General features: G+C 62.9%; 24 protein-coding genes. 10 read left to right on the top strand and 14 right to left on the bottom strand.

The annotated features are described in order from the left end of the window. The first annotated feature begins 28 nt into the window (after window positions 1–28). Window positions 29–1,333, top strand: coding sequence for a sulfotransferase family protein (locus NKK52_RS03930; protein ID WP_023684465.1), 1,305 nt, complete (start codon window positions 29–31; stop codon window positions 1,331–1,333). 155 nt (window positions 1,334–1,488) lie between these two features. Then, entirely contained in the window at window positions 1,489–2,481 is a 993-nt protein-coding gene (locus tag NKK52_RS03925; protein ID WP_023684466.1) for a transporter, read from the top strand. Window positions 2,482–2,547: 66 nt separating this feature from the next. Here the strand turns inward: NKK52_RS03925 and NKK52_RS03920 are convergent, their stop codons facing one another. The 9 genes from NKK52_RS03920 to cysS form a co-directional block, all read right to left on the bottom strand. After that, window positions 2,548–3,234: a glutathione S-transferase family protein gene (locus NKK52_RS03920; RefSeq protein WP_023673578.1), complete on the bottom strand. Its 687-nt coding sequence runs from the start codon at window positions 3,232–3,234 to the stop codon at window positions 2,548–2,550. An 11-nt stretch (window positions 3,235–3,245) separates the two neighbouring features. Beyond that, window positions 3,246–4,202 (bottom strand): EamA family transporter RarD, encoded by a 957-nt coding sequence (rarD, locus tag NKK52_RS03915; RefSeq protein WP_460221953.1) that lies wholly within the window; start codon window positions 4,200–4,202, stop codon window positions 3,246–3,248. Window positions 4,203–4,313: 111 nt separating this feature from the next. After that, a complete protein-coding gene (gene cimA / locus NKK52_RS03910; protein ID WP_023684468.1) occupies window positions 4,314–5,930 on the bottom strand; it encodes a citramalate synthase in 1,617 nt (538 codons plus the stop codon). A 188-nt stretch (window positions 5,931–6,118) separates the two neighbouring features. Beyond that, window positions 6,119–7,075 (bottom strand): prolyl aminopeptidase, encoded by a 957-nt coding sequence (gene pip, locus NKK52_RS03905; RefSeq protein ID WP_023684469.1) that lies wholly within the window; start codon window positions 7,073–7,075, stop codon window positions 6,119–6,121. Between the two features lie 8 nt (window positions 7,076–7,083). Further along, on the bottom strand, window positions 7,084–7,560 hold the full coding sequence (locus tag NKK52_RS03900; RefSeq protein ID WP_023684470.1) for a GFA family protein: 477 nt from the start codon (window positions 7,558–7,560) through the stop codon (window positions 7,084–7,086). Further along, on the bottom strand, window positions 7,557–8,048 hold the full coding sequence (locus NKK52_RS03895; RefSeq protein ID WP_023684471.1) for a GFA family protein: 492 nt from the start codon (window positions 8,046–8,048) through the stop codon (window positions 7,557–7,559). Before NKK52_RS03895 ends, NKK52_RS03900 begins: the two co-directional genes overlap by 4 nt. Window positions 8,049–8,070: 22 nt before the next feature. After that, window positions 8,071–8,457 carry a VOC family protein gene (locus NKK52_RS03890; protein WP_023684472.1) on the bottom strand — a complete coding sequence of 129 codons (387 nt, stop codon included), beginning with the start codon at window positions 8,455–8,457 and terminating at the stop codon, window positions 8,071–8,073. Beyond that, entirely contained in the window at window positions 8,454–8,858 is a 405-nt protein-coding gene (locus NKK52_RS03885) for an endonuclease domain-containing protein (RefSeq protein ID WP_023684473.1), read from the bottom strand. The genes NKK52_RS03890 and NKK52_RS03885 overlap by 4 nt, the downstream gene beginning before the upstream one ends. Window positions 8,859–9,139: 281 nt before the next feature. Further along, a complete protein-coding gene (cysS, locus tag NKK52_RS03880; RefSeq protein ID WP_023684474.1) occupies window positions 9,140–10,573 on the bottom strand; it encodes a cysteine--tRNA ligase in 1,434 nt (477 codons plus the stop codon). A gap of 391 nt (window positions 10,574–10,964) precedes the next feature. On the opposite strand from cysS, the gene NKK52_RS03875 reads away from it, so the two are divergent. Further along, the gene (locus NKK52_RS03875; RefSeq protein ID WP_023684476.1) at window positions 10,965–11,120 is read left to right on the top strand and encodes a hypothetical protein; all 156 of its coding nucleotides are present in this window, start codon (window positions 10,965–10,967) and stop codon (window positions 11,118–11,120) included. Between the two features lie 134 nt (window positions 11,121–11,254). On the opposite strand, the gene NKK52_RS03870 is transcribed toward NKK52_RS03875, so the two are convergent. After that, complete coding sequence (locus NKK52_RS03870; protein ID WP_023684477.1) at window positions 11,255–12,013, bottom strand: SOS response-associated peptidase; 759 nt, start codon at window positions 12,011–12,013, stop codon at window positions 11,255–11,257. 126 nt (window positions 12,014–12,139) lie between these two features. Here NKK52_RS03870 and NKK52_RS03865 point away from each other — a divergent pair, with 126 nt between their 5' ends. The 4 genes from NKK52_RS03865 (at window position 12,140) to NKK52_RS03850 (ending at window position 14,482) form a co-directional block, all read left to right on the top strand. Then, entirely contained in the window at window positions 12,140–12,547 is a 408-nt protein-coding gene (locus NKK52_RS03865; RefSeq protein ID WP_023716211.1) for an NUDIX hydrolase, read from the top strand. Between the two features lie 67 nt (window positions 12,548–12,614). After that, window positions 12,615–12,992, top strand: a complete 378-nt coding sequence (locus NKK52_RS03860; RefSeq protein WP_023684478.1) for a TIGR02301 family protein — start codon at window positions 12,615–12,617, stop codon at window positions 12,990–12,992. A 325-nt stretch (window positions 12,993–13,317) separates the two neighbouring features. Next, window positions 13,318–13,575 carry a hypothetical protein gene (locus NKK52_RS03855; RefSeq protein ID WP_023673564.1) on the top strand — a complete coding sequence of 86 codons (258 nt, stop codon included), beginning with the start codon at window positions 13,318–13,320 and terminating at the stop codon, window positions 13,573–13,575. Window positions 13,576–13,681: 106 nt separating this feature from the next. Then, a complete protein-coding gene (locus tag NKK52_RS03850; RefSeq protein WP_023684479.1) occupies window positions 13,682–14,482 on the top strand; it encodes a hypothetical protein in 801 nt (266 codons plus the stop codon). A gap of 21 nt (window positions 14,483–14,503) precedes the next feature. Here the strand turns inward: NKK52_RS03850 and NKK52_RS03845 are convergent, their stop codons facing one another. The 3 genes from NKK52_RS03845 to NKK52_RS03835 all read right to left on the bottom strand — a co-directional run bounded on the left by NKK52_RS03845 (window position 14,504) and on the right by NKK52_RS03835 (window position 16,908). Further along, window positions 14,504–15,232: a nucleotidyl transferase AbiEii/AbiGii toxin family protein gene (locus tag NKK52_RS03845; RefSeq protein WP_023684480.1), complete on the bottom strand. Its 729-nt coding sequence runs from the start codon at window positions 15,230–15,232 to the stop codon at window positions 14,504–14,506. A 62-nt stretch (window positions 15,233–15,294) separates the two neighbouring features. Beyond that, the gene (locus NKK52_RS03840) at window positions 15,295–15,522 is read right to left on the bottom strand and encodes a hypothetical protein (protein WP_027049982.1); all 228 of its coding nucleotides are present in this window, start codon (window positions 15,520–15,522) and stop codon (window positions 15,295–15,297) included. A gap of 54 nt (window positions 15,523–15,576) precedes the next feature. Beyond that, on the bottom strand, window positions 15,577–16,908 hold the full coding sequence (locus NKK52_RS03835; protein WP_023684482.1) for a dihydroorotase: 1,332 nt from the start codon (window positions 16,906–16,908) through the stop codon (window positions 15,577–15,579). An 82-nt stretch (window positions 16,909–16,990) separates the two neighbouring features. Between NKK52_RS03835 and ygfZ the strand changes: the two genes are divergently transcribed. The 3 genes from ygfZ (at window position 16,991) to NKK52_RS03820 (ending at window position 20,689) form a co-directional block, all read left to right on the top strand. Next, entirely contained in the window at window positions 16,991–17,851 is an 861-nt protein-coding gene (gene ygfZ / locus NKK52_RS03830; protein ID WP_023684483.1) for a CAF17-like 4Fe-4S cluster assembly/insertion protein YgfZ, read from the top strand. Further along, window positions 17,851–18,489: an HD domain-containing protein gene (locus NKK52_RS03825; protein WP_023670260.1), complete on the top strand. Its 639-nt coding sequence runs from the start codon at window positions 17,851–17,853 to the stop codon at window positions 18,487–18,489. Before ygfZ ends, NKK52_RS03825 begins: the two co-directional genes overlap by 1 nt. A gap of 67 nt (window positions 18,490–18,556) precedes the next feature. After that, window positions 18,557–20,689 (top strand): putative bifunctional diguanylate cyclase/phosphodiesterase, encoded by a 2,133-nt coding sequence (locus NKK52_RS03820; RefSeq protein ID WP_023684484.1) that lies wholly within the window; start codon window positions 18,557–18,559, stop codon window positions 20,687–20,689. Here the strand turns inward: NKK52_RS03820 and NKK52_RS03815 are convergent. Next, window positions 20,658–21,506, bottom strand: a complete 849-nt coding sequence (locus NKK52_RS03815; protein ID WP_031198625.1) for an AraC family transcriptional regulator — start codon at window positions 21,504–21,506, stop codon at window positions 20,658–20,660. The genes NKK52_RS03820 and NKK52_RS03815 overlap by 32 nt on opposite strands. Window positions 21,507–21,523 lie beyond the last annotated feature (17 nt).

Genomic DNA, 21,523 nt, shown 5'->3' with positions numbered 1-21,523 from the left:
GAAATTTGGAGAGCGAGACAAAGGGGAGATGAATCCGCGCGAGCGATTGACGGCCGCGAAGGGCGAGATCGCGTCGGAACCAAGGACGGCGATCCTGGTCCTCGGAATGCACCGCAGCGGCACCTCGGCGCTCGGCGCCCTCGTCGCCGCGCATGGAGCCACGCCGCCGAAACATCTGCTGCCCGGGAGCCTCCACAATCCCAAGGGACATTGGGAAAGTACCCCACTCACCATCGCCGACGACCACCTGCTCACGGCGGCCGCCTCCTCCTGGCAAGATTGGCTGCCGCTAGATCGGCAGTGGCTGCAGTCGCCGGCAGCCGAGCGATTTCGGCCCATGATGACGGCGATCATTGCCAGCGAGTTCGGCGATGCCCCCCTGTTTTTCGTCAAGGATCCGCGGATCTGCCGGTTCCTCCCCTTCATGGCCTCGATCCTGGCCGATCTCAGGATTGACCCGATCGCATTTCTGCCTGTCCGCAACCCGCTCGAAGTCGCCTGTTCGCTGCAGGAACGGGATCAAATGGCACTGCCGACAGCGTTCATGCTGTGGCTCAGGCACGTGCTCGAAGCGGAGCATCATTCGCGACACATGCCGCGCTGTATCCTGCGCCACGAAGACCTGTTGAGCGACTGGCGACATCAGATGGACCGCGCGGCCAGGGAGACCGGAATCGTCTGGCCTGTCACGTCCGATCAGGCCGACGCCGCAATCGCCGAGTTCCTGGACAAGGACCTGCATCATCAGCGGGCCTCGGTCGCTGATCTGCAAAACCATCCGGATTCCACGCCATTAGTCCGCAGCGCCTATGCCATTTTGCGCAGTATGGCGTCTGAAGGCGACAGCCAGGACTTGCGCGACCAGCTCGACAGGGTGCGGGCAACGTTCGATGAGAGCTGCGATGTGGTTGGCAAGGCCGTTGCCGCAGGGAACCTGGGCGCTAAACGGCTACACGGCGAACTGGAAAAGGGCATCGTCGAGCGTGACGCCCTCGCTGACGCCCAACAGGCCCTCATCCGAGACCGAGACAGCTTCATGGCGGAGCGTGACGCGCTTGCTCACGCCCAGCAGGACCTCATCCAAGCCCGAGACAGCTTCATGGCGGAGCGTGATGCGCTTGCTCACGCCCAGCAGGACCTCATCCAAGCCCGAGACAGCTCCATGGCGGAGCGTGACGCGCTTGCCCTGGCCCAAGACGGCCTCGTAGCCGAGCGTAGCGCGCTGGCCAGGATCCGAGACGACCTGGTGGCGGAGCGCGATGCGGCGCTTGCGTCACGCAGCTGGCGATTGACTGGACCGTTGCGATGGGTGAGCTCCATTCGTCGGCGATAGCAGCAAACACTCTAAACGCTGCTCGACAAACTGTGATCGCCTGTCAAGAAACCGTCACACGGAACCCGCCTCACTCGTGTTACGAAGGACGGGTCGGCATCCGCGCGGCATAGTCGAAATCTGAACCTGGTCGAAATTTCTTGGCGAGGCGAGCCGTGAACATTGCTCTCAACGCGGAAGGCCTGTCGCCTTACCTGCCCGACGAGCACGGGCTGTTCTTCATCTACCATTTCACCGCCGAGGGCCTGCGCACCAAGGACGCGGCCGAGGTTGCATGGACATGGCGCAGCTACCAGCTGTCCGACCTGCGCGCCCGTCATGAGATCGCCGCCGAGCAGGCTCTGCCCGGGCCTGTGCGCGAAGCTTTCCTCGGCGCCAGCCAGGGTTGCCACATCGATCTCGAGGATGCCTGGCTTTATGGCGACCTGCCGGATCTGCGCCACGACTATTCGGCGGAAGCGCGCGGGCTCGGCCATTTCCGTTTTGCGCTCAACGACAAGACGCTGATCGGCGCGCGCAAGCAGCCACTGGAATCGGTCGATCTCATCCGCAAGGCGGTGGAGAGCGGCTCGCGCAAATTCCGCTCCCCCGCCGACCTGGTCGAAGCGGTCATGGGCCAGTCGCTCGACGGCATGGCGGCCGAGCTCCACGGTCTTGGCGATACGCTGGACGGCATCGAGGACCGTATCGTGCGCGATGCCTGGCACGGCGAGCGGCAGTCGCTGGTCGAGGCGCGCCGTCAACTGGTGGTCATCCACCGGCAGATGGCGACGCTCACAAACCTTTTTCGCCATCTCGACCATTCGCATCGCAATGAGCTGCCCGATCGGATCAATGACATGGCGACAAGGCTCTCGCACCGGGCACACACGCTCTATCACGACGGCGAGCAGTTGCAGGCACGCGCAAGGTTGCTGCAGGACGAGTTGATGGCCAAGCTGACAATGCAGTCCAACCAGCTGCTCTATGTGCTGTCGGTGATGACGGCGGTGCTGTTGCCGATGACCATCATATCAGGCCTGTTCGGCATGAATGTCGGTGGTCTGCCCATGGTCAATACGCCGATGGGCTTCTGGGTGGTCTCGGCGGTTTCGATCGTGATCGCCGCGGCGACCTACATGTTCGTAAGGCGGCTCGGGCGGACGTAACGCCCCGATCCCTTTGTTTTCACGCAATTCCCAAGGGAACGCGACGCGCTTTTCCTGGAATGCCCATCACGCCGTAGCGCGAAGATCCTCGACGATGGTGCCGGCGGCAGCGACCTCCGCCTCATGGTCCGGCTCCCGCCAGGTCTCGGCGAGACCCGCCGCATACCATTCCTGCATGGCCGGCAGGCCAAGCAATTGCGGGGGATAGGCTGCAGCTGCCCCTTCGAAAGACAGCCCATAGGATAGCACACGGAACGCCACCGGAGCAAAGAAGGCGTCGACGGCGGTAAAATGGCCGCCGGCAAGGAACGGCCCGCCGAACAGGGCAAGGCCATCGTTCCAGAGATCGCCCAAACGGAACAGATCCTGCTTCAGCGCGTCCGACATCGGCAACGGTTTCACCCGCAAGCCGCAATTCATCGGGCATGCGCCGCGCAAGGCCGTGAAACCAGAATGCATTTCGGCGGCGGCCGAGCGCGCCCAGGCTCGCGCCTTGGCCTCGGCAGGCCACACACCATGGTGGCGCTCGGCGAGATACTCGGCAATAGCCAGCGAATCCCAGACAGCCCAGCCGTCATCCACCAGGCAAGGCACGCGCCCGCTGGGCGAGAACGCCCGGTAGAGATCGAAACTGGGCCCGGTCGGAAACGGCGTCAATTGCTCCTCGAACGGAATGTCGAGGGTGCGCATCAGCACCCATGGCCGCAGCGACCATGACGAATAGTTCTTGTTGGCGATATGCAGCACGTACATCGAAAGGCTCCCTACTTCGGGGCCAACGCCACCGGGCGGATTTCACGGCCACGAAACATCGACCAGGAATACATCGCCAATGCCGCCCAGATCAGCGCGAAGGCAATTGCTTGCGTGGTGCCGAACGGCTCGTCGAAAATCAGCACGGCGATCAGGAACACCATGGTCGGTGCGATGTACTGCATGATGCCGATGGTGGAGAGGCGCAGAAGCTTGGCGCCGAAGGCGAACAGAAGCAGCGGCACCGAGGTGACTGGGCCGCAGCCGATGAGCAAAGCCATATCGGTGCCGTTGCTGGAGATGAAATGGTCCTGGCCGTTGACGACCAGGAAGACGATGTAGGCAAGCGCCGGCACCGACAGCAAAAGCACTTCGAGCAGAAAGCCCTGGCTCGGGCCGATCGGCAGCGTCTTGCGGAAGAACCCATAGGCAGCGAAGGAAAACGCCAGCGCCAACGACACCCAAGGCAATTTGCCGGCATCGACGGTCAGAACGGCAACTGCGACCGCCGCCAGCAACACGGCCACGATCTGCAGCCGGTCGAGCTTCTCGCCGAGCAACAACGCGCCGACGACGATGCTAACTAATGGGTTGATGTAGTATCCGAGCGCGGTCTCGACGGTGCGGTCGACCGAGATCGCCCAGACATAGATGGCCCAGTTGACGGAGATCAGGGTCGCCGTCAGCGCCGCCATGGCGATGCTGCGCGGCGAGCGGATCGCCGCCTTGAAATCGGCTGTGCGGCCGGCCCAGACCAGCACTGCAGCAGCAATCGGCACCGACCAGACGATGCGGTGGGCGATCACCTCGATCAGCGGCAGATGCGCAACCGCCTTCATGTAGAAGGGCAACAGGCCCCATAGCAGATAAGCGCCGAGCGCGAGGAGAAAGCCGCTGCGGGCTTTGGAGTCGGCGTCGGGCTGGATCGTGTCGCTGGCCATGGCAAACGCTATGGCCCAGTGGGCCATCCAAAACCATCGCAAAATTATGATGGATCAATGGACTTCCGCTGATGGTTCAAGGGGCGCCGCCAGTTCCTCGCCCCACTTCGAGGGGCGAGGAACCCAAGTCCTGCAAGCTTACTCCGCCGCCACCAATCCCGCCATGTCGCGGTTCTTCATCAGCTTGTAGACGATCGAATCCATCAGCGCCTGGAAGGACGCATCGATGATGTTTTCCGACACGCCGACCGTCCACCAGCGTGCGCCGGTGCCGTCATGCGATTCGATCAGGACGCGGGTGATCGCCTCGGTGCCGCCATTGAGGATACGCACCTTGAAATCGGCGAGCTCCATGTCGGCGATCTCGCTCTGGAATTTGCCGAGGTCCTTGCGCAACGCGATGTCGAGCGCGTTGACCGGGCCGTGGCCTTCGGCCACCGACATCTTCTCCTCGCCCTCGACCATCACCTTGACGATGGCTTCGGAGACCGTCTTCAACTGGCCGTTGGCATCGAAGCGGCGCTCGACCATGCAGCGGAACGAAGTGACGTTGAAGAACTCCGGCAGGCCGTGCAGCATTTTGCGCGCCAACAGCTCGAAGGAGGCATCGGCGCCCTCATAGGCGTAGCCCTCGGCCTCGCGCTCCTTGACCACCGAGATCAGCGCATCGAGACGATGGTCGTCTCTGGGCACATCGATGCCGCGCCGCTTCAGCTCGGCGAGGAAATTGGCCTTGCCGCCCTGGTCCGAAACCATAACGCGGCGGCGGTTGCCTACTGCCTCGGGCGGCACATGTTCATAGGTCGCCGGCTCCTTGGCCAGTGCGGAGGCATGGATGCCGGCCTTGGTGGCGAAGGCCGAGGCGCCGACATAGGGCGCCTGCGCTTCCGGAGCACGGTTCAGCAATTCGTCGAAGGCGCGGGAAAGCCGGGATATCCCGGTCAGCGCCTCGGCCGAGATGCCGGTTTCAAACCGATCGGCGAAGGCCGGCTTCAGCGCCAGCGTCGGTACGATCGAGACCAGATTGGCGTTGCCGCAGCGCTCGCCGATGCCGTTCAGCGTGCCTTGGATCTGGCGCACGCCGGCCTCGACGGCGGCGAGCGAATTGGCCACCGCTTGGCCGGTGTCGTCATGGGCATGGATGCCGAGATGGCCGCCCGGAATACCTGAAACAATGACCTTGTCGACGATGGCGCGCACTTCCGAGGGCTGCGTGCCACCATTGGTGTCGCACAACACCACCCAGCGCGCGCCGGCATCATAGGCGGTCCTGGCGCAGGCCAGTGCGTAGTCCGGATTGGCCTTGAAGCCGTCGAAGAAATGCTCGCAATCGACCATCGCTTCCTTGCCGGCGGCAACAGCTGCTTCGACCGACGCGTTGATCGAGTCGAGGTTTTCCTCATTGGTGCAGCCGAGCGCGACGCGGACATGATAGTCCCAGCTCTTGGCGACGAAGCAGATGGCGTCGGACTTGGACTGCACGAGCGCTGCCAGGCCCGGGTCGTTGGATGCCGACACGCCTGCCCGCTTGGTCATGCCGAAGGCGACGAACTTTGCCTTCGCCGTGCGCTTCTGCTGGAAGAAGGCGGTGTCGGTCGGATTGGCGCCGGGATAGCCGCCTTCGACATAGTCCATGCCGAACTCATCGAGCAGCTTGGCAATCGCGATCTTGTCCTCGACGGAAAAGTCGATGCCCGGCGTCTGCTGGCCATCGCGGAGGGTTGTGTCGAAGAGATAGAGGCGTTGTTTGGTCATTGTTCTGTTGGCGCGCGAGCACCCCCCCTCTGGCCTGCCGGCCATCTCCCCCTCAAGGGGGAAGATCGGCAGCTTTAGCGTCGGATCGTTTCCTGCAGCGATGAAGATTTGCGAAAGCGCCGATGACAGCCAATCTCCCCCCTTGAGGGGGAGATGTCCGGCAGGACAGAGGGGGGTGCCACGCGCTGTCATTTCCCCGCAAACCCATCCGTCGCGCGTATCAGCCGATCCAGAATCCCCGGCTCCGAATAGGAATGGCCGGCGCCTTCGATGAGGTGGAAATCCGCCTTCGGCCAGGCCTTGTGCAGGGCCCAGGCATAGCGCGCCGGGCACGGCATGTCGTAGCGGCCGTGGACGATTGTGCCGGGAATATCCGCGAGCTTATGGGCATCGCGCAGAAGCTGCCCCTCCTCCAGCCAGCCGGCGTGGACGAAATAGTGGTTCTCGATGCGGGCAAAGGCGATGGCGAAGTGGTCCTCGCCGAACTTGTCGCTGGTCTCCGGCTCCGGTAGCAGCGTGATCGTCTCACCTTCCCACAGGCTCCAGGCAAGGGCGGCTTCCAGCTGCGCCTTGCCATCGGCGCCGACCAACCGCCTGCGGTAAGCGGCCATCATGTCGCCGCGCTCGGCTTCAGGAATTGGCGCCAGGAAACGCTCCCATTTGTCGGGGAACATCTCGGAGACGCCGAACTGATAGTACCATTCGAGTTCGGCGCGGGTCAGCGTGTAGATGCCGCGCACGACAAGCTCGCTGACGCGATTAGGATGCGTCTCGGCATAGGCCAGCGCCAGCGTCGAGCCCCACGAGCCGCCGAACACCAGCCATTTTTCGAAGCCGCACATCTCACGCAGCCGCTCGATGTCGGCAACCAGGTGCCAGGTGGTGTTGGCCTCGAGCGAGGCGTTGGGTGTCGATTTCCCGCAGCCGCGCTGGTCGAACAGGATGACGTCGTAAAGCTTCGGGTCGAACAATTGCCGATGTTTTGGCGAGAAGCCGCCGCCGGGACCGCCATGCAGGAAAACGGCCGGCTTGGCGCCCCTGGTTCCGGAGCGCTCCCAGTAGATATGATGGCCGTCGCCGACATCGAGCATGCCGGACTCGAACGCCTCGATCTCTGGATAAAGAGTACGAAGTTCACTGTTCATTTCATTGCTCATATCTTCAGGCCGTGCGCGGGCCAGTCCGTGGTTTCGTGGTCGGGATGCTGGAAGGAGATGATCTGCTCCTGGCGGGAGTAGAAATCCGGATCCTGATGCACGGGCTGGTCAAAGATCGTTTCCACCCAAGGCAATCGGACCGCGTAGTTGACCTGGATCTGCGGCGCCAGATCGGAGCGGTCGTCGAAGGCGCCGATGGCGATCTCCAGTGCGCCAGGTTGGCGATAGGTCAGCGGTGTACCGCAGCGGGCACAGAAGCCGCGATCGATGTTGACCGACGACTGGAAGTAGGTCGGCTCCTCGCGCACCCATTCGACGCCATCCTTGGGCACTGTCACCAGGGCGCCGAAAAACGACCCGAACTGTTTCTGGCACATGCGGCAATGGCAGATGGACGCCCGGCCAAGCTTGCCCTTGATGCGGAAACGGACGGCGCCGCACTGGCAGCCGCCGGTTCGAACTTCATCGGTCATAACTTTTCCTCTGGCGGCCATTGTTCGGTGTCATGATCGGGATGCTGGTAGGAGACAAGCTCGGCAAGATAAGGCGCCGACGACATGTCGGCCATCGTGTCCTCGCCCGGCAATTGCGGAAGGGTGTCGACATAGGGAAGTTTTGCCTCCGTGCCCCACTGGATCAGCGGCACGATATCAGCCGGATTGTCGAAGGCGCCGATGGCGAGGCCGATGCCGTCGGGCGCGGTAAAGGTCAGCGGCGTGCCGCAATTGCCGCAAAAGCCACGATCGACGTGGCTGGACGAGGCGAAATATTTCGGTTCGCCGCGCGTCCAGTCGAGTTTGGCGCCACGCACCGAGACCAGGGGCGCGTAAAATGAGCCGAACGCCTTCTGGCACATGCGGCAATGGCAGATCGAGGCGTCACCTAGCGCACCCTCGACGCGAAAGCGCACCGCGCCGCACTGGCAGCCGCCGGTGTAGATCGGCCGGTTGTCGAGGCTCATGGCGTTTCACTCCGTTTCATAGTCATTCGGGCGCATGGCAGACGGCCTCGACATTGTTGCCGTCGGGATCCAAGACGAAGGCGCCGTAATAGTCCGGGTGATAATGCGGGCGCAGCCCCGGCCCGCCATTGTCCTTGCCGCCGGCGGCGAGCGCCGCGGCATGGAAGGCGTCGACCTCGGCGCGGCTGCGCGCGGTGAAGGCGACGTGCTGATGGGTCCTCGGCTTGTCATCGCTGGCCTGCAGCCAGAACACCGGCCGGTCGCGGCCATAACCGCCGACCTTGGCGCCGCCGGTATATTCCAGTGGCACCATGTAAATCAGCGAGGCGCCAAGCGGCGCCATCGCCTGGTCATAAAAGGCTTTCGACGCGCCGAAATCGGCGACATTGATGCCGAGATGGTCGATCATGAAACAAGCTCCTCCCTTGCTGGCGCCGGCACGTCGGCGCCGGCCAAGCCGGCCTCGATCACGATGTGCTGGCAGACATTGTCGATATCGCGGATGACGTCGTCGTTCCAGAAGCGCAGGATGGTCCAGCCACTGGCACTCAATTGAGCGCTGCGTGCCTTGTCGCGTTCTGCATCTTCTACGTCGGCATGCTGACTGCCATCAACCTCGACTACGAGGTGGTGGGCCGAACAGGCGAAGTCGACAATGTAGGGCCTAATCGGTACCTGTCGGCGAAAGCTCATCCCCATCAGCCGGTGAGCCCGCAACTCATTCCACAGTTTCAGCTCGGCATCGGTCATGACGCGACGCATGGACTTTGCATTCTTGCGCTGACGCGATGGAACGAGGTCGTGACCCATGCTCAGGCCACTCCGCGCTGGCGATTAGCGAAAACCGAGGCGAGGGCTGATCTCCCCCTTGCGGGGGAGATGTCCGGCAGGACAGAGGGGGGTGCTGTCCCGCCAGCGTCTCAACCGGCAGCCATTGCGTTCTCAGAAAGTGGCCGAAATGAAAGTGGGCAAGAAGGAACGCTGGCGTTCCTTCGCACCCCCTCTGTCCTGCCGGACATCTCCCCCGCAAGGGGGGAGATTGGCTGTCGCTGCCGCCTTCGCCAATCTTACAACGGTGTCTCGCGCCACCCTCACCGCTTTACCTCCCACGTCGTCACGCGTTCGCCCGTGACAGGATCCTTGCCGTCTTTCAGCTGCACGCCTTGCGTCAGCAACTCGTCGCGGATGCGGTCGGCCTCGGCCCAGTTTTTCGCTGCGATCAGTTCCAAGCGCTTGGCGATCGCCTTGGCGATCGCTGCCTCGTCGACCTTGGCCGCGCCGATATCGAAGCCGAGGAACAACAGCGATGCCTTCAGCGATGCGGCCGCTTCGTTGCCCTCCGCGGCCTCACCGGCAAGCTGCGTGAGTTGCTGGAAGGCGGCGTAGGTGGCGAGGTCGTCCGACAGTGCCGCCACAATCTCCGCCGGGACTTGCCCTGCCGACGGCGCCAGGTCAGCCGCGCGTTTCCATTTGCGCAGCGTGTTCTCGGCTTCCTCCAGCTTGCGCACGGAGAAATCGATCGGCTCGCGGTAATGCGTCATCAGCATCGCCAGACGCAGCACCTCGCCCGGCCATTTGCGGCCGCCGAAGGTCTCGGTCTCCAGCAGTTCGGCGATCGCGTAGAAATTGCCGACGCTCTTCGACATTTTCTGGCCCTCGACCTGCAGGAAGCCGTTGTGCATCCAGACATTGGCCATGACGTCGGTGCCGTGGGCGCAACGCGACTGGGCGATCTCGTTCTCATGGTGCGGGAAGATCAAATCGAGGCCGCCGCCATGGATGTCGAAGACATCGCCGAGATAGGCGGCCGACATGGCCGAGCATTCGATGTGCCAGCCCGGCCGGCCCCTGCCCCATGGGCTGGCCCAGCCCGGCTCTTCCGGTGACGACAATTTCCACAGCACGAAATCGCCCGGGTTCTTCTTGTGAGCGTCGACGGCAATTCGCGCACCGGCCTGCTGTTCGTCGAGATTGCGCTTCGACAGCTCGCCATAATCCGGCATCGAGGCGGTGTCGAACAGCACTTCGCCGGCGGCGACATAGGCGTGGCCGCGTTCGATCAAACGTTCGATGAGGGTGATCATGTCAACCTTGCCGTCGGCGCGGCGCGCGACGAACTCGGTGGCGCGCGGCTCGACCGTCGGCGGCAAGCAGCCGAGTGCGGCGACATCCTTGTGGTACTGGTCGGCGGTTTTTTCGGTAACGCGGCGGATCGCCTCGTTGAGCGTCAGGCTTCCCGACGCGATCTCGGCGCCGAAATCGCGCAGCGCACGGGCGTTTATCTTGTCGTCGACATCTGTGATGTTGCGCACATACGTGACACCAGCCTCGCCGTAGAGGTGACGCAGCAAACGGAACAGCACGTCGAAGACGATCGCCGGACGCGCATTGCCGATATGGGCAAAGTCGTAGACGGTTGGGCCGCAGACATACATGCGCACATTCGACGGGTCGATCGGGACGAACACGTCCTTCGTCCGCGTTAGCGTGTTGTAGAGGCTGAGACCCTTCGATGCGTCAGACATGCGTGCCCTTCCGGTCCGTTAAGTTCTGGAGAGAGCCTTACCTGTGCCAAGGCACAAATCGGGCTCCAGCCTGCTGGCCGGGGCGTTTGTCCACTCTGGGGAAAGATGAGGCGAAAACGTCCGGACCAGCGCGAAGCTAGCCAATAATGCAAATGCCACAAATGGCGAAAAACGTTTTCATCGGCGGCTTTATCGCCTTGGCCGGTGTTGCCGTCAAGTCGCAACTTCCGGCAAAAGCGTCGCTGGATCATAGGTCAGGAGCCGCTGAAACATTTTATTAAACATGTCGGCACAGTCATGAAACATTCGCCGGCTAGTCCACCATAGGTCACGATTCGGTCAGATTCGGCCGGCAAACGCAGACACGGAAATGTTACCAGGGAAGAGATCGATGTCACGAACCAAGCAGGAATCGAGCCGCGCCAAGCAACCGGCGCTCGCCAACCACTACCGTGCGATCGGCCCGGCCGCGATCGTCGCCGCCCTTCTCCATACCGCGAAGAATAAAAAGCCGGCGCCGAAAATCACTTCGCCCCGCGCTTCCTGAACAGGCATCGTGCCGCCGCCGACAAGGCGTGCGCCGGAACGGAAGGCTGAGGCCCCATAGCGCGCCTGAAACAACAGCTCTTCCTATTGAGCAGGTTCTTCCCGAAGGCCGGACTGGCTTCTTGGGAACGCGCTCTAAAACAGCGTCATCTGACTGCCGTCCGCGCCGGGCTTCTGGCGCCTGACCTTGCCGGGCTCGACGATGCCCATGTCCTGTATCTCCGGCCCGGTGTTGGCGATCTTGTTGACGAGGTCGGAGACCGGAATTGCCTCGAAGAAATCGGGCAGCGCGGGTTTGAGCAGGTCGGCCACATCGCGCGGTTCGAGCGTGCGGCAGTCCAGCCAGCGGTCAAAATCTTCAGGCGCGATCACCACCGGCATCCGGTCATGGATATGGGCGATGCTGGCATTGGCGTTGACGGTAAGAATGGCGCCGGTGTCCATTTCCGAACCGCCCGGCTCGGAATAGGTTTCAATCAGCCCGGCAAAGGCGATCAACCCGCCACGCCTCGGCCGTATCCAGTAGGGCTGGCCCTTCTTGCCGCTGCCGGATTGCTGCCACTCATAGAAGCCGGAGGCCGGCACCAAGGCACGGCGATGGCGCATGGCGGCTTTGAACGAGGCTTTTTCAATAGCGCCTTCCGAACGCGCGTTGATGAGCAGCGGAAATTCCCTGGTGTCCTTGACCCAGGTGGGGATCAGCCCCCAGCGCACCAGCATCGCCTGGCGATCCGGGAAATTCGAGCCCGGCATGCGCGGCGGTCCCGACAGCGCCATTAGCACCGGCTGCGTCGGCGCGATGTTGTAGCGGGCCGGAAAATCCTCCAGCTCCGCCAGGCCGAGCAAGGCGGCGGTCTGGTCCGGCTTGGCCGTCAGGGCAAAGCGTCCGCACATTGGCAAGCTCGATGAAATGATCCGATCGCGAAAGTGGCGATGGAACCGGCGTTGCGCAACCGCTAAAGCTCAATGCCGCCGGCCGGTCCACAAGGGTCTGGCCTCAAATAGGCGAAAACGAGATCGATGAACGAGCAGCGCAAGACACTTCCCGCAGTCTCGGTCGCCGTCGTGCGCGGCAGGACGGTGCTGCTGGTCAAACGGGCGCGGCCGCCGTCGCAGGGGCTTTATGCCTTTCCCGGCGGCAAGGTCGAGCCCGGCGAGACGCTGCAAGAAGCAGCGTCGCGCGAATTGCTGGAGGAAACCGGGCTGCGGGCGCAGGACTATCGTCCGCTTCGCGACATCCACATCGACGGCAGCGGCGAGAATCACCCGGTCGACTATCTGCTGACCGTGTTCGGCGCCGTTTATGCCGGCGGCGAAGCGACGGCCAGCGACGATGCCGAGACCGCCGCCTTCTATAGTCTTGATGAAATGGCGACGCTGCCGCTCGCGGATGACGTCGTGGAGGTGGCTGAAGAGCTTTTGGCCTGAAGCAAACCGGTATCCGCCCCTCCGTGAATCGCCTTGCAGGCGACAAAATGTTTCGCCAGATAGACTTATGACCCGCACCTCGCTGTTCCTTGCCGCATGCCTCGCCGCCGCCACGGCTGTTGGCGTGCAGCCGGCGCTGGCCGCCGAGTCGCCGTTCGAGCCCGGGCTGATGCGACTGGCCGAGGTGCTGGGATCGCTGCATTTCCTGCGCAATCTGTGCGGCGAAAAGGGCGACCAGTGGCGCACCGAGATGGAAAAGCTGATCGATTCAGAAAATCCCGATCCCGAGCGGCGCGCCCGCTTCATCGCCAGCTTCAACCGCGGCTACCGTTCCTTCGGCGGCACCTATACCCAATGCACGCCGTCAGCGACCGAAGCCATCAGCCGCTACATGAAGGAAGGCGAGACGCTGTCGCGCGACATCGCCTCGCGTTACGGCAACTGACGAGCGCCAGACGGCGTTTAGCCACGCCTTTTCGAGCACCCGCCTTGTATCCACGGCACGTTGATGCAATCTTGGTGTTGCACTTGCGCAACAGTATTAACGAAACGTTAGCGCGCGAATGCGGAATTAACTCAAACTGAAGGTTTTCATCCCGCTCACCGGTCTAATCGGCTAAGTTTGAATCGGACCGAACGCAGGCGACGAAGTTTGTAAAGACGATCAAAAAAATGTCGTATTTACAGACACTTACTTAGCCTGCGTGAGATAGGGGCAGCCAAGCCGGATCCGACCCGTCGGACCGCCGCTTGAAAGGTGGACATCGCAAATGGAACATGGCGTCAACGACATCGACGCGCTGGTCAGGGAAGAAAAGCGCCTGACCGCGGTGGAAAGCCATAGCGAGGCCTGGGCGGAAGGTCTGTCGGCCGGCATAGAACCTGAAATCATCGCCGAGGCAGCGCTTGAAACCGCGTTCGGCGAGATGCTGCGAGCCAATGGCGAAACCTCGGCCCTTGCCCTGCTCGATCGCATGCGTGAAAAGGTGATCGCCGGCGCCTTCGAGCCGGAGCGGTTTCGGCACTAGGCGTCGCGCGTCTCAGAGGGTGCACTGCCAGCTTACCGGTTCTTTGACGACGGCGCGCCGTTTGGGCATCATGCCTGAAGAGCCTAGGCCCGAGGAGAGGCAAGCGGTGAATTTTTCGATGTCAGGCCGGCCTCGCGGCGTGGTCCTCAGCATCTGGCTTGCCGCTTCCTGCGCCGCGGTTCCGCTGGCGCTTGTCCTGACCAGCCCTGCCTGCGCGCTGAGCGAGATCAAGCGCGAGGAGCTTCCAGCTCCTGCCGGGCCACCCGCCAATGGTGAGACGGCGCCGTCTGAAAATTCAGTGCCAATGCCCGACCTGCCCGGCAGGACGCCGCCGGCGGCCAGCCAGCCGAAATCGCCGTCAGAGCCCGGACAAAGCCAGCCGGAAGCCCCCGCCAACGATGGCGGCGTGGCCAACCCAAGTGCCGATCCCGAAGGGCCGGTGCCTGAAGTCGTCTACGACCTTTCCAAATTGCCGGAGCCCGTCAGGCGCATGCGCGATCTGATGGTCGAGGCCTGCGTCAGCGGCGACATCGAGAAGCTGCGGCCGCTGATCGGCAAGGGCGACACCATGACCCAATTGTCGCTGGGCGAAATCGAGGGCGACCCGATCGCCTTCCTGAAAGGGCTATCGGGCGACAAGGAAGGTCAGGAAATCCTCGCTATCCTGGAAGAGGTGCTCAATGCCGGCTATGTCCATGTAGACGTCGGCACACCGCAGGAACTCTATGTCTGGCCATATTTCTTCGCCCTGCCGCTGGACAAGCTCAACGCCAGGCAGCGGGTCGAACTGTTCAAGATCGTCACCGCCGGCGACTATGACGACATGAAGCAGTTCGGAGCCTACATCTTCTACCGCGTCGGCATTACGCCCACCGGGCAGTGGACGTTTTTCGTCGCCGGGGATTGAACGGCGATTCCCCTGGGATGGCTACTGGCTAGGGCTAGAAAGCTCGAGGCCTGTGTCAGGCCATATGCGGATACCTTCATTTCGAAGGGCCGAAATCGCTTCGACCGCCGCGTTGGGATCCATTTGCAGCACCTCGGCGGCATGCCGCAATTCTTCCTTGTCCCGCAGCCTGTTTACCACCCAAGCCACCTTGCGCTCGATATCCACGCCATAGGCCGCCTTCGCCTTGCCAACAGCGTCGCTCGGGATTTCCTTATAGATGCCAACCAGCACTCCAAGATCGATGGCATCGCGATATGCAATTGCACGGTCCTGACATCGATCCGCGTTCGCCAGCAACTTCTCGGCAAACATATCCGCCGGGACCAGGGCGGATACATTCAGATCGTCGTCGAAATGGCCTCGCAGTTTTATGCGGCCTTCGCGGATGACTTCAAACTTGATCGTTTGGCCTTTCAACCGCACGATCGTCCGCAAGCCATATTGATCGATCTGGAAGTCCCGAACAGCCTCGACCGGCTCAGGAAAGAATGCTCTGACGCCACGTTCGGCTGCGGAGGTCCGCAATTCGCGATAGCCATCACTGTCGGCACACAGGAAGTCCACATCCAGTGAGCGGCGATATTCCCCGAATTTCATAACGATCGCAGTGCCACCGCCGAACCAGCACTGGTTTGCGGTCAGGAAATGGCGATCCATCAACCCGAGCGCTTCGGCAATGATCTGGTGCTCGGGCCTCTTGAATTCCATCATGACGCTCGCGGTGTGTCCTGTTGATATTCCGGCTGCGAGGAACGATCAGGTGAGGGAAATCAGCCGGCGGTCAAGAGCACGCCGTGACCGAATTTGTCTGCCAAACTTTGGATAAGCATCTTCTCACGCACAGTAAGACGCTTTTGATCGACAAACCGCCAATTACGCTCATACAGCGCAAATGCCTCTTCGGCCGGAATCGGGCGTGCCGCATCGCGGTTCCAGGCGAGCGCCTGGAGCTCCGGAAACTCCGCAGGGACGATCATGGGCGCGATATCTGCGTTCATAATGCCCTTAACGTAGTGGATAGCGCTTAAAAAATCCAACGCAGCAAGAAACCGCTAAGCCGGCAGCGCCTCGGAAAACTCTACCGGCCTGCCCTGCCCGGGCGTGACGATCTCGCCTTCCCACATCACGCGACGGCCGCGCACGATGGTGCCGATCGGCCAGCCGGTGACTTCCTTGCCGTCATAGGGCGTCCAGCCGGCCTTGGAGCCGGCCTGCGCATTGGTGATGGTCTCGCGGCACTTCATGTCGACAACGGTGAAATCGGCATCATAGCCTGCGGCGATACGGCCTTTCCGGGCCATGCCGAAGATGCGCTGCGGGCCGTGGCTGGAGAGGTCGACGAAGCGCTGCAGGGTCAGCAGGCCTGAATTGACGTGGTCGAGCATGATCGGCACCAGCGTCTGCACCCCGGTCATGCCAGACGGTGAGGCCGGATAGGGCTTTGCCTTTTCGGCCAGCGTGTGGGGGGCGTGGTCGGAGCCGAGCACATCGACAATGCCTTGCGCAATGCCGTGCCAGACGCCGTCGCGATGGCGGGCCGCGCGAACCGGCGGATTCATCTGGATCAGCGTGCCCAGCCGCGCATAGTCGTCGGCGGTGAGCGTCAAATGGTGCGGCGTCGCCTCGCAGGTGGCGACATCCTTGTGCTGTTCGAGGAACACGATCTCTTCGGCAGTGGAGATGTGCAGGACATGGATGCGGGCGCGGGTGCTGCGCGCGATGCGCACCAGCCGCTCGGTGCAGCGCAAGGCCGCGATCTCGTCGCGCCAGACGGGGTGTGAGGACGGGTCGCCCTCGACGCGCAAGCCGAGGCGCTCGCGCAGCCGGAACTCGTCCTCCGAGTGAAAGGCGGCGCGGCGGCGGGTGTTGCGCAGGATCGATGCGACACCCTCGTCGTCCTCGACTAGCAGGTCGCCGGTGGACGAGCCCATGAACACCTTTATCCCGGCAGCACCCGGCAGCCGCTCGAGCTCACCGACATCATTGGCATTCTCGCGTGTGCCGCCAACCCAGAAGGCGAAGTCGCAATGCATCCGGCTGGTGGCGCGGCGCACCTTGTCGGCAAGCGCCGCCTCGCTGGTGGTCAGCGGATTGGTGTTGGGCATTTCGAAGACGGCGGTGACCCCGCCCAGAACAGCGGCGCGAGATCCACTCTCGAGATCTTCCTTGTGCTCCAGCCCCGGCTCGCGAAAATGCACCTGGCTGTCAACGACGCCGGGCAGGACGTGCAGCCCGCGACAGTCGATCGCTTCGCCGGCCGAAGCTTGGCGAAGATCGCCCATTGCGACGATGCGACCACCCTTGACGCCGACATCGCGCGCGCCCTCGCCATCATGGTTGACCACCGTGCCGCCTGTCAGGATGAGGTCGTAGGTGGTGGCCATGGGCGTTCGGTCTCTTGCGGGGGGAGTATCGTCGGCTTACGTAAAGGCCGACCGTTTTGCAAGATCAGGTTCTTTGCCGCCCATGCCTTTTGCCCTGCTCAAAGACCGCGCTCTCATTTCCGTGTCAGGCCCGGATGCCGAGCATTTTTTGCAGAACATCCTCACCACCGACCTCGACACGCTGGCCGTCGACGCGGCAAAGCCCGGTGCGCTGCTTTCGCCGCAAGGCAAGATCCTGTTTGATTTCCTGATCTCGCGTAGCGGCGAAGACGCATTCCGGCTGGATTGCCGTGCCGATATCGCAGACGACTTCCTGCGCCGGCTGATGCTTTACAAGCTGCGCGCCAAGGCCGAGATTGCTAGGCAGGATCAAGTGCTTGTGACGGTTGCCTGGGGCGATGATTCAAGCGCCTCACCTTCTGATTCAACGACACTTGCCGATGTCCGCTTCCGCGATGTGGTTGTGAGCCGTTCCTATGGCGGCGCATCCGCAGGTGGCGACCCGGCTGCGTGGAAGGCGCTCCGCATCGCCAAAGGCATTGCCGAAAGCGGTTCCGATTATCAGCTCGGCGATGCCTTCCCTCACGACGTGCTGCTCGACGAGACCGGCGGCGTCGGCTTCAAGAAAGGCTGCTATGTCGGCCAGGAAGTGGTCTCGCGCATGCAGCATCGCGGCACCGCCAGGCGCCGCGTGCTGATCGTTTCGGCCGACCGCGCCTTACCCGCGCCCGGCACGGAGCTGACGGTTGCGGGGCGGCCGGTCGGCACGCTCGGCTCGACCGCGGGCACGGCCGGACTCGCCATTGCCCGCATCGACCGGGTCAAGGCGGCGCTCGACGCTGGCCAGCCGGTACTGGCCGGTGATGTCACCGTCTCGCTCGCCATCCCGGCCTGGGCGCAGTTCAGCTTTCCCAGGGAAGCCATCGGCGCGGAGGACGCCTGATGGCTGCCGATCGCGTCGGAGCGCCACCGCGCGCGTGGCAGCGCATGCTGTCGGGACGGCGGCTCGACCTGCTAGATCCCTCGCCGCTCGACATCGAAATCTCCGACATCGCCCACGGGCTTGCCCGCGTCGCCCGCTGGAACGGGCAGACCCGCGGCGATCACGCCTTTTCGGTCGCCCAGCATTCGCTGCTGGTCGAGGCGCTGTTCAGCGAGTTGCAGCCGGACGCCTCGGCCAATGCTCAGTTGGCAGCACTGCTGCATGACGCGCCGGAATATGTCATCGGCGACATGATCTCGCCGTTCAAATCGGTAATGGGCGGCTCCTACAAGGAGTGTGAGCTGCGTCTCCAGCGCGCCATCCATCAGCGCTTTTCGCTGCCGCCCGAACTCGGCGTCGGCTTGCGCAAGGAGATCAAGCGCGCCGACCAGATCGCCGCCTATTACGAGGCGACGCTGCTTGCCGGTTTCTCGACCGCGGAAGCAACCGAGTTCTTCGGCCGGCCGCGCGGGTTCAATGCCGACCGCTTCGACTTTAAGCCGCACTCGGTGACCTCGGCGCAAGCTGCCTTCCTCAAACGCTACGCAACGCTTGAAAAGCAACGCCAGGCAACGGTTGCCGTGCATTCGGCGCAGTGAACATACGCTAAATTAACCAGCGGTAACCACAGTACCGGGTTTCGATCACGGTCAGCAGGCACGCCTCATGTCCGTTGCGCACGTCAAGGGTGGTTCGCCCGTCCGCAGACGGGGAGCCGGAGGCGTCGCCGCGCCACGGCAGATCGCCGACGAACTGCGCCACCAGAACGAGCGCTTTTCCGCGGCCGTCGAGAATATGTCGCATGGGCTGTGCATGTTCGACGCCGACGAGCGGATGATCATCTGCAACGGCAACTATATCAGCATCTTCTCCCTCGACGCGAAGATCGTGCGGCCCGGCATCGCGTTCCTGGACATTCTAAAGCACAGCGTCGACATCGGTGTCGCCTCACAGAGCGCCGAAGACCTGTATGCCATCCGCAAGCCCTATATCGAGCGCGCGCAAGCCTCGACCTACGAGGAAATACTGTCGGACGGACGCATCGTTTCCATCACGCACCGGCCGCTGGCCTCAGGCGGCTGGGTGTCGATCTATGAGGACATTACGGAGCAAAGGCGGGCCGAGCAGGAACTGAAGGAGCAGCACCGCCGCTTCGATGCGGCGCTCGCCAACATGTCGCAAGGCCTGTTGATGTACGACGCCGAAGGCACGCTGATCGTGCGCAACCAGCGCTTCCTCGACCTCTACAAGGTCACGCCTGACGACTTCCCGCTCGGCATGAGCCAGCGCGCCCTGCTCGAACAGATGGTGCGACTGCGCATCTATCCGTCGATGGACATCGACGGCGAGATCGCCAACACCAGAGCCAGCCTGCAGGCCGGTGAGGAGCGTTCGACAGACCGCAGCCTTGCCGATGGCCGAACGCTGCTGGTTGCGCGCCGGCCGCTTACCGGTGGCGGCTGGGTGGCGACCTTCGAAGACATCACCGAGCGCCGGCGCGCCGAAGAGCGCATGAGCCACCTTGCCCATTACGACACGCTGACCGACCTGCCCAACCGCTCGATGTTTCGCGAACGGCTCGACCAGGCGATGACCGGCGATACACCGTTGGCGATCTTCTCGCTCGACCTCGATCGCTTCAAGGCCGTTAACGACACCTGGGGACACCCGGCCGGTGACTGGCTGCTGAAATGCGTGGCGGAGCGGTTGCGGCACAGCCTGCGCAGCGACACCGATGTGGTCGCCCGCCTCGGTGGCGACGAGTTCGCCATCCTGCAGTTCAATCCCAAAGGCGCCACCGATGCGGAACAGCTGGCAAAACGCATCGTCGCTGTCGTCAGCCAGCCGTTTCGCGACAAGGGCCGCGACATGCATGTCGGCATCAGCCTTGGCATCGCGCTGTATCCCGGTGACGGCAAGGACGCCGACACGCTTTTGAAGAACGCCGACATGGCGCTTTACAGCGGCAAGAGCGAAGGCCGCAACGTCTACCGCTTTTTCGAGCCCGGCATGGATGCCTTGGTGCGGGCGCGCCTGGCGCTCGAAACCGATCTCGAGACGGCACTGAAACGGCGGGAGTTCGTGCTGGAGTTCCAGCCGATCACCAACATCGCGTCGGGCAAGATCGTCGGCGCCGAAGCGTTGATGCGGTGGAATTCACCGACGCGCGGCCTGGTGGCGCCCGACGATTTCATCGCAGCCGCCGAAGACAGCGGGCTGATCGTTCCGCTGGGCGAATGGGCGCTGAAACAGGCCTGCAGCGTGGCCGCCGGCTGGCCGCCTGGAATGCGCATCGCCGTCAATGTCTCGGCAGTGCAGATCAGAAGCGCCGACTTTACCCGCAGCGTGATTTCGGCGCTGGCCGTTTCCGGTGTGCCGGCCAGCCGGCTCGAACTGGAAATCACCGAGACCGTGCTGATGGATGAGAGCGAGACGGTGCTGAAGACGCTGAGGCAGCTGCGCGAACTCGGTATCCGCATCGCGCTCGACGATTTCGGCACCGGCTATTCGTCGCTCGGCTATCTCAGGCGTTTTCCCGTCGACAAGATCAAGATCGACCGCTCCTTCATCCACGATATCGACAACAAGGACACGGCGGCGATCGTGCGCACGATCATCGGGCTTGGTGCCGAACTTGGCATCACCGTCACCGCCGAAGGCGTCGAGACCGAAGCGCAGCTCGACATATTGCGCAAGGCTGGCTGCGTCGAGGCGCAGGGCTTTCTGATCGGCAAGCCGTCAAAGGCCGCCGACATGGCTCGACTTCTCAAGACGAGGGCAGCGTCCCGGCGCGCCTGAACATCCCCGGCGTCATTCCATGCGCGGCGCGGAAGGTGCGCGAGAGATGGCTTTGGTCGGAGAAGCCGGCCGCAAAGGCGGCACCGGCGAGATCTGAACCTTGCCGGATCAGCAGATCGGCACGGCGCAGCCTGCGGTCACGGATGAAGGCAGCAGGGGTGAGACCCAGCACTTTCCTGAAATCGCGGATAACTTGAAAGCGCGTCACGCCTGCGGCTTCAGCGAGCCGCTGCAAATCGAGGTCCGAGTTCAGATGGTCTTCGATGACCTGTTCATAGACCCGGAGCCGGCTTTTCGATCCGAAGCTTTCGACCGCCTCGCGCCGCCGGCCGCCCCAATCGCCATGGCGCAGGATGAGCTTGCGCAAGGCGATCAGCATGGATGTTTCGGCGCTCGTGGCATCACCCGATGTCGAAGCCAAGTGCGCGACGCCTACTGCCTGGACGAGATCGGCATCATCGACGATCTCTTGCGAAAACAACGGCGGGCGATCCTGCCCGAGTTCGTCCGCGATCGCACCCATGAGCGAGGCCGACGGATAGAAGGTGCGGTAAGCCCAACCCTGGTCGGCACCCGCCTCGCCGTCATGCCATATCTCCGGATTGACGAGCAGAACCGTGCCCGACGGCGCGAGGACAGTCTCGTTGCCGATGCGGACCCGCTCGCACCCTTGCGTGATCAGGGCGACGACATAGGTCGGGTGCGTGTGCAGCTGGTAGCGATGCCGCGTGAAGCGCGCCTTGAGCATGCCAAGATCGCGAAAGCGCGGATGACGCCAGAACTGCGTCGTCTCCTGAGGCTGTTGAATTCCAGACACGGTCAATCCTGTTCAAG

It is taken from the genome of Mesorhizobium sp. C277A (genome assembly GCF_040324395.1).
GTDB lineage: Bacteria > Pseudomonadota > Alphaproteobacteria > Rhizobiales > Rhizobiaceae > Mesorhizobium.
The sequence above is the reverse complement of the archived record's forward strand: the minus strand, read 5'-3'. Positions and strand labels throughout refer to the sequence as shown.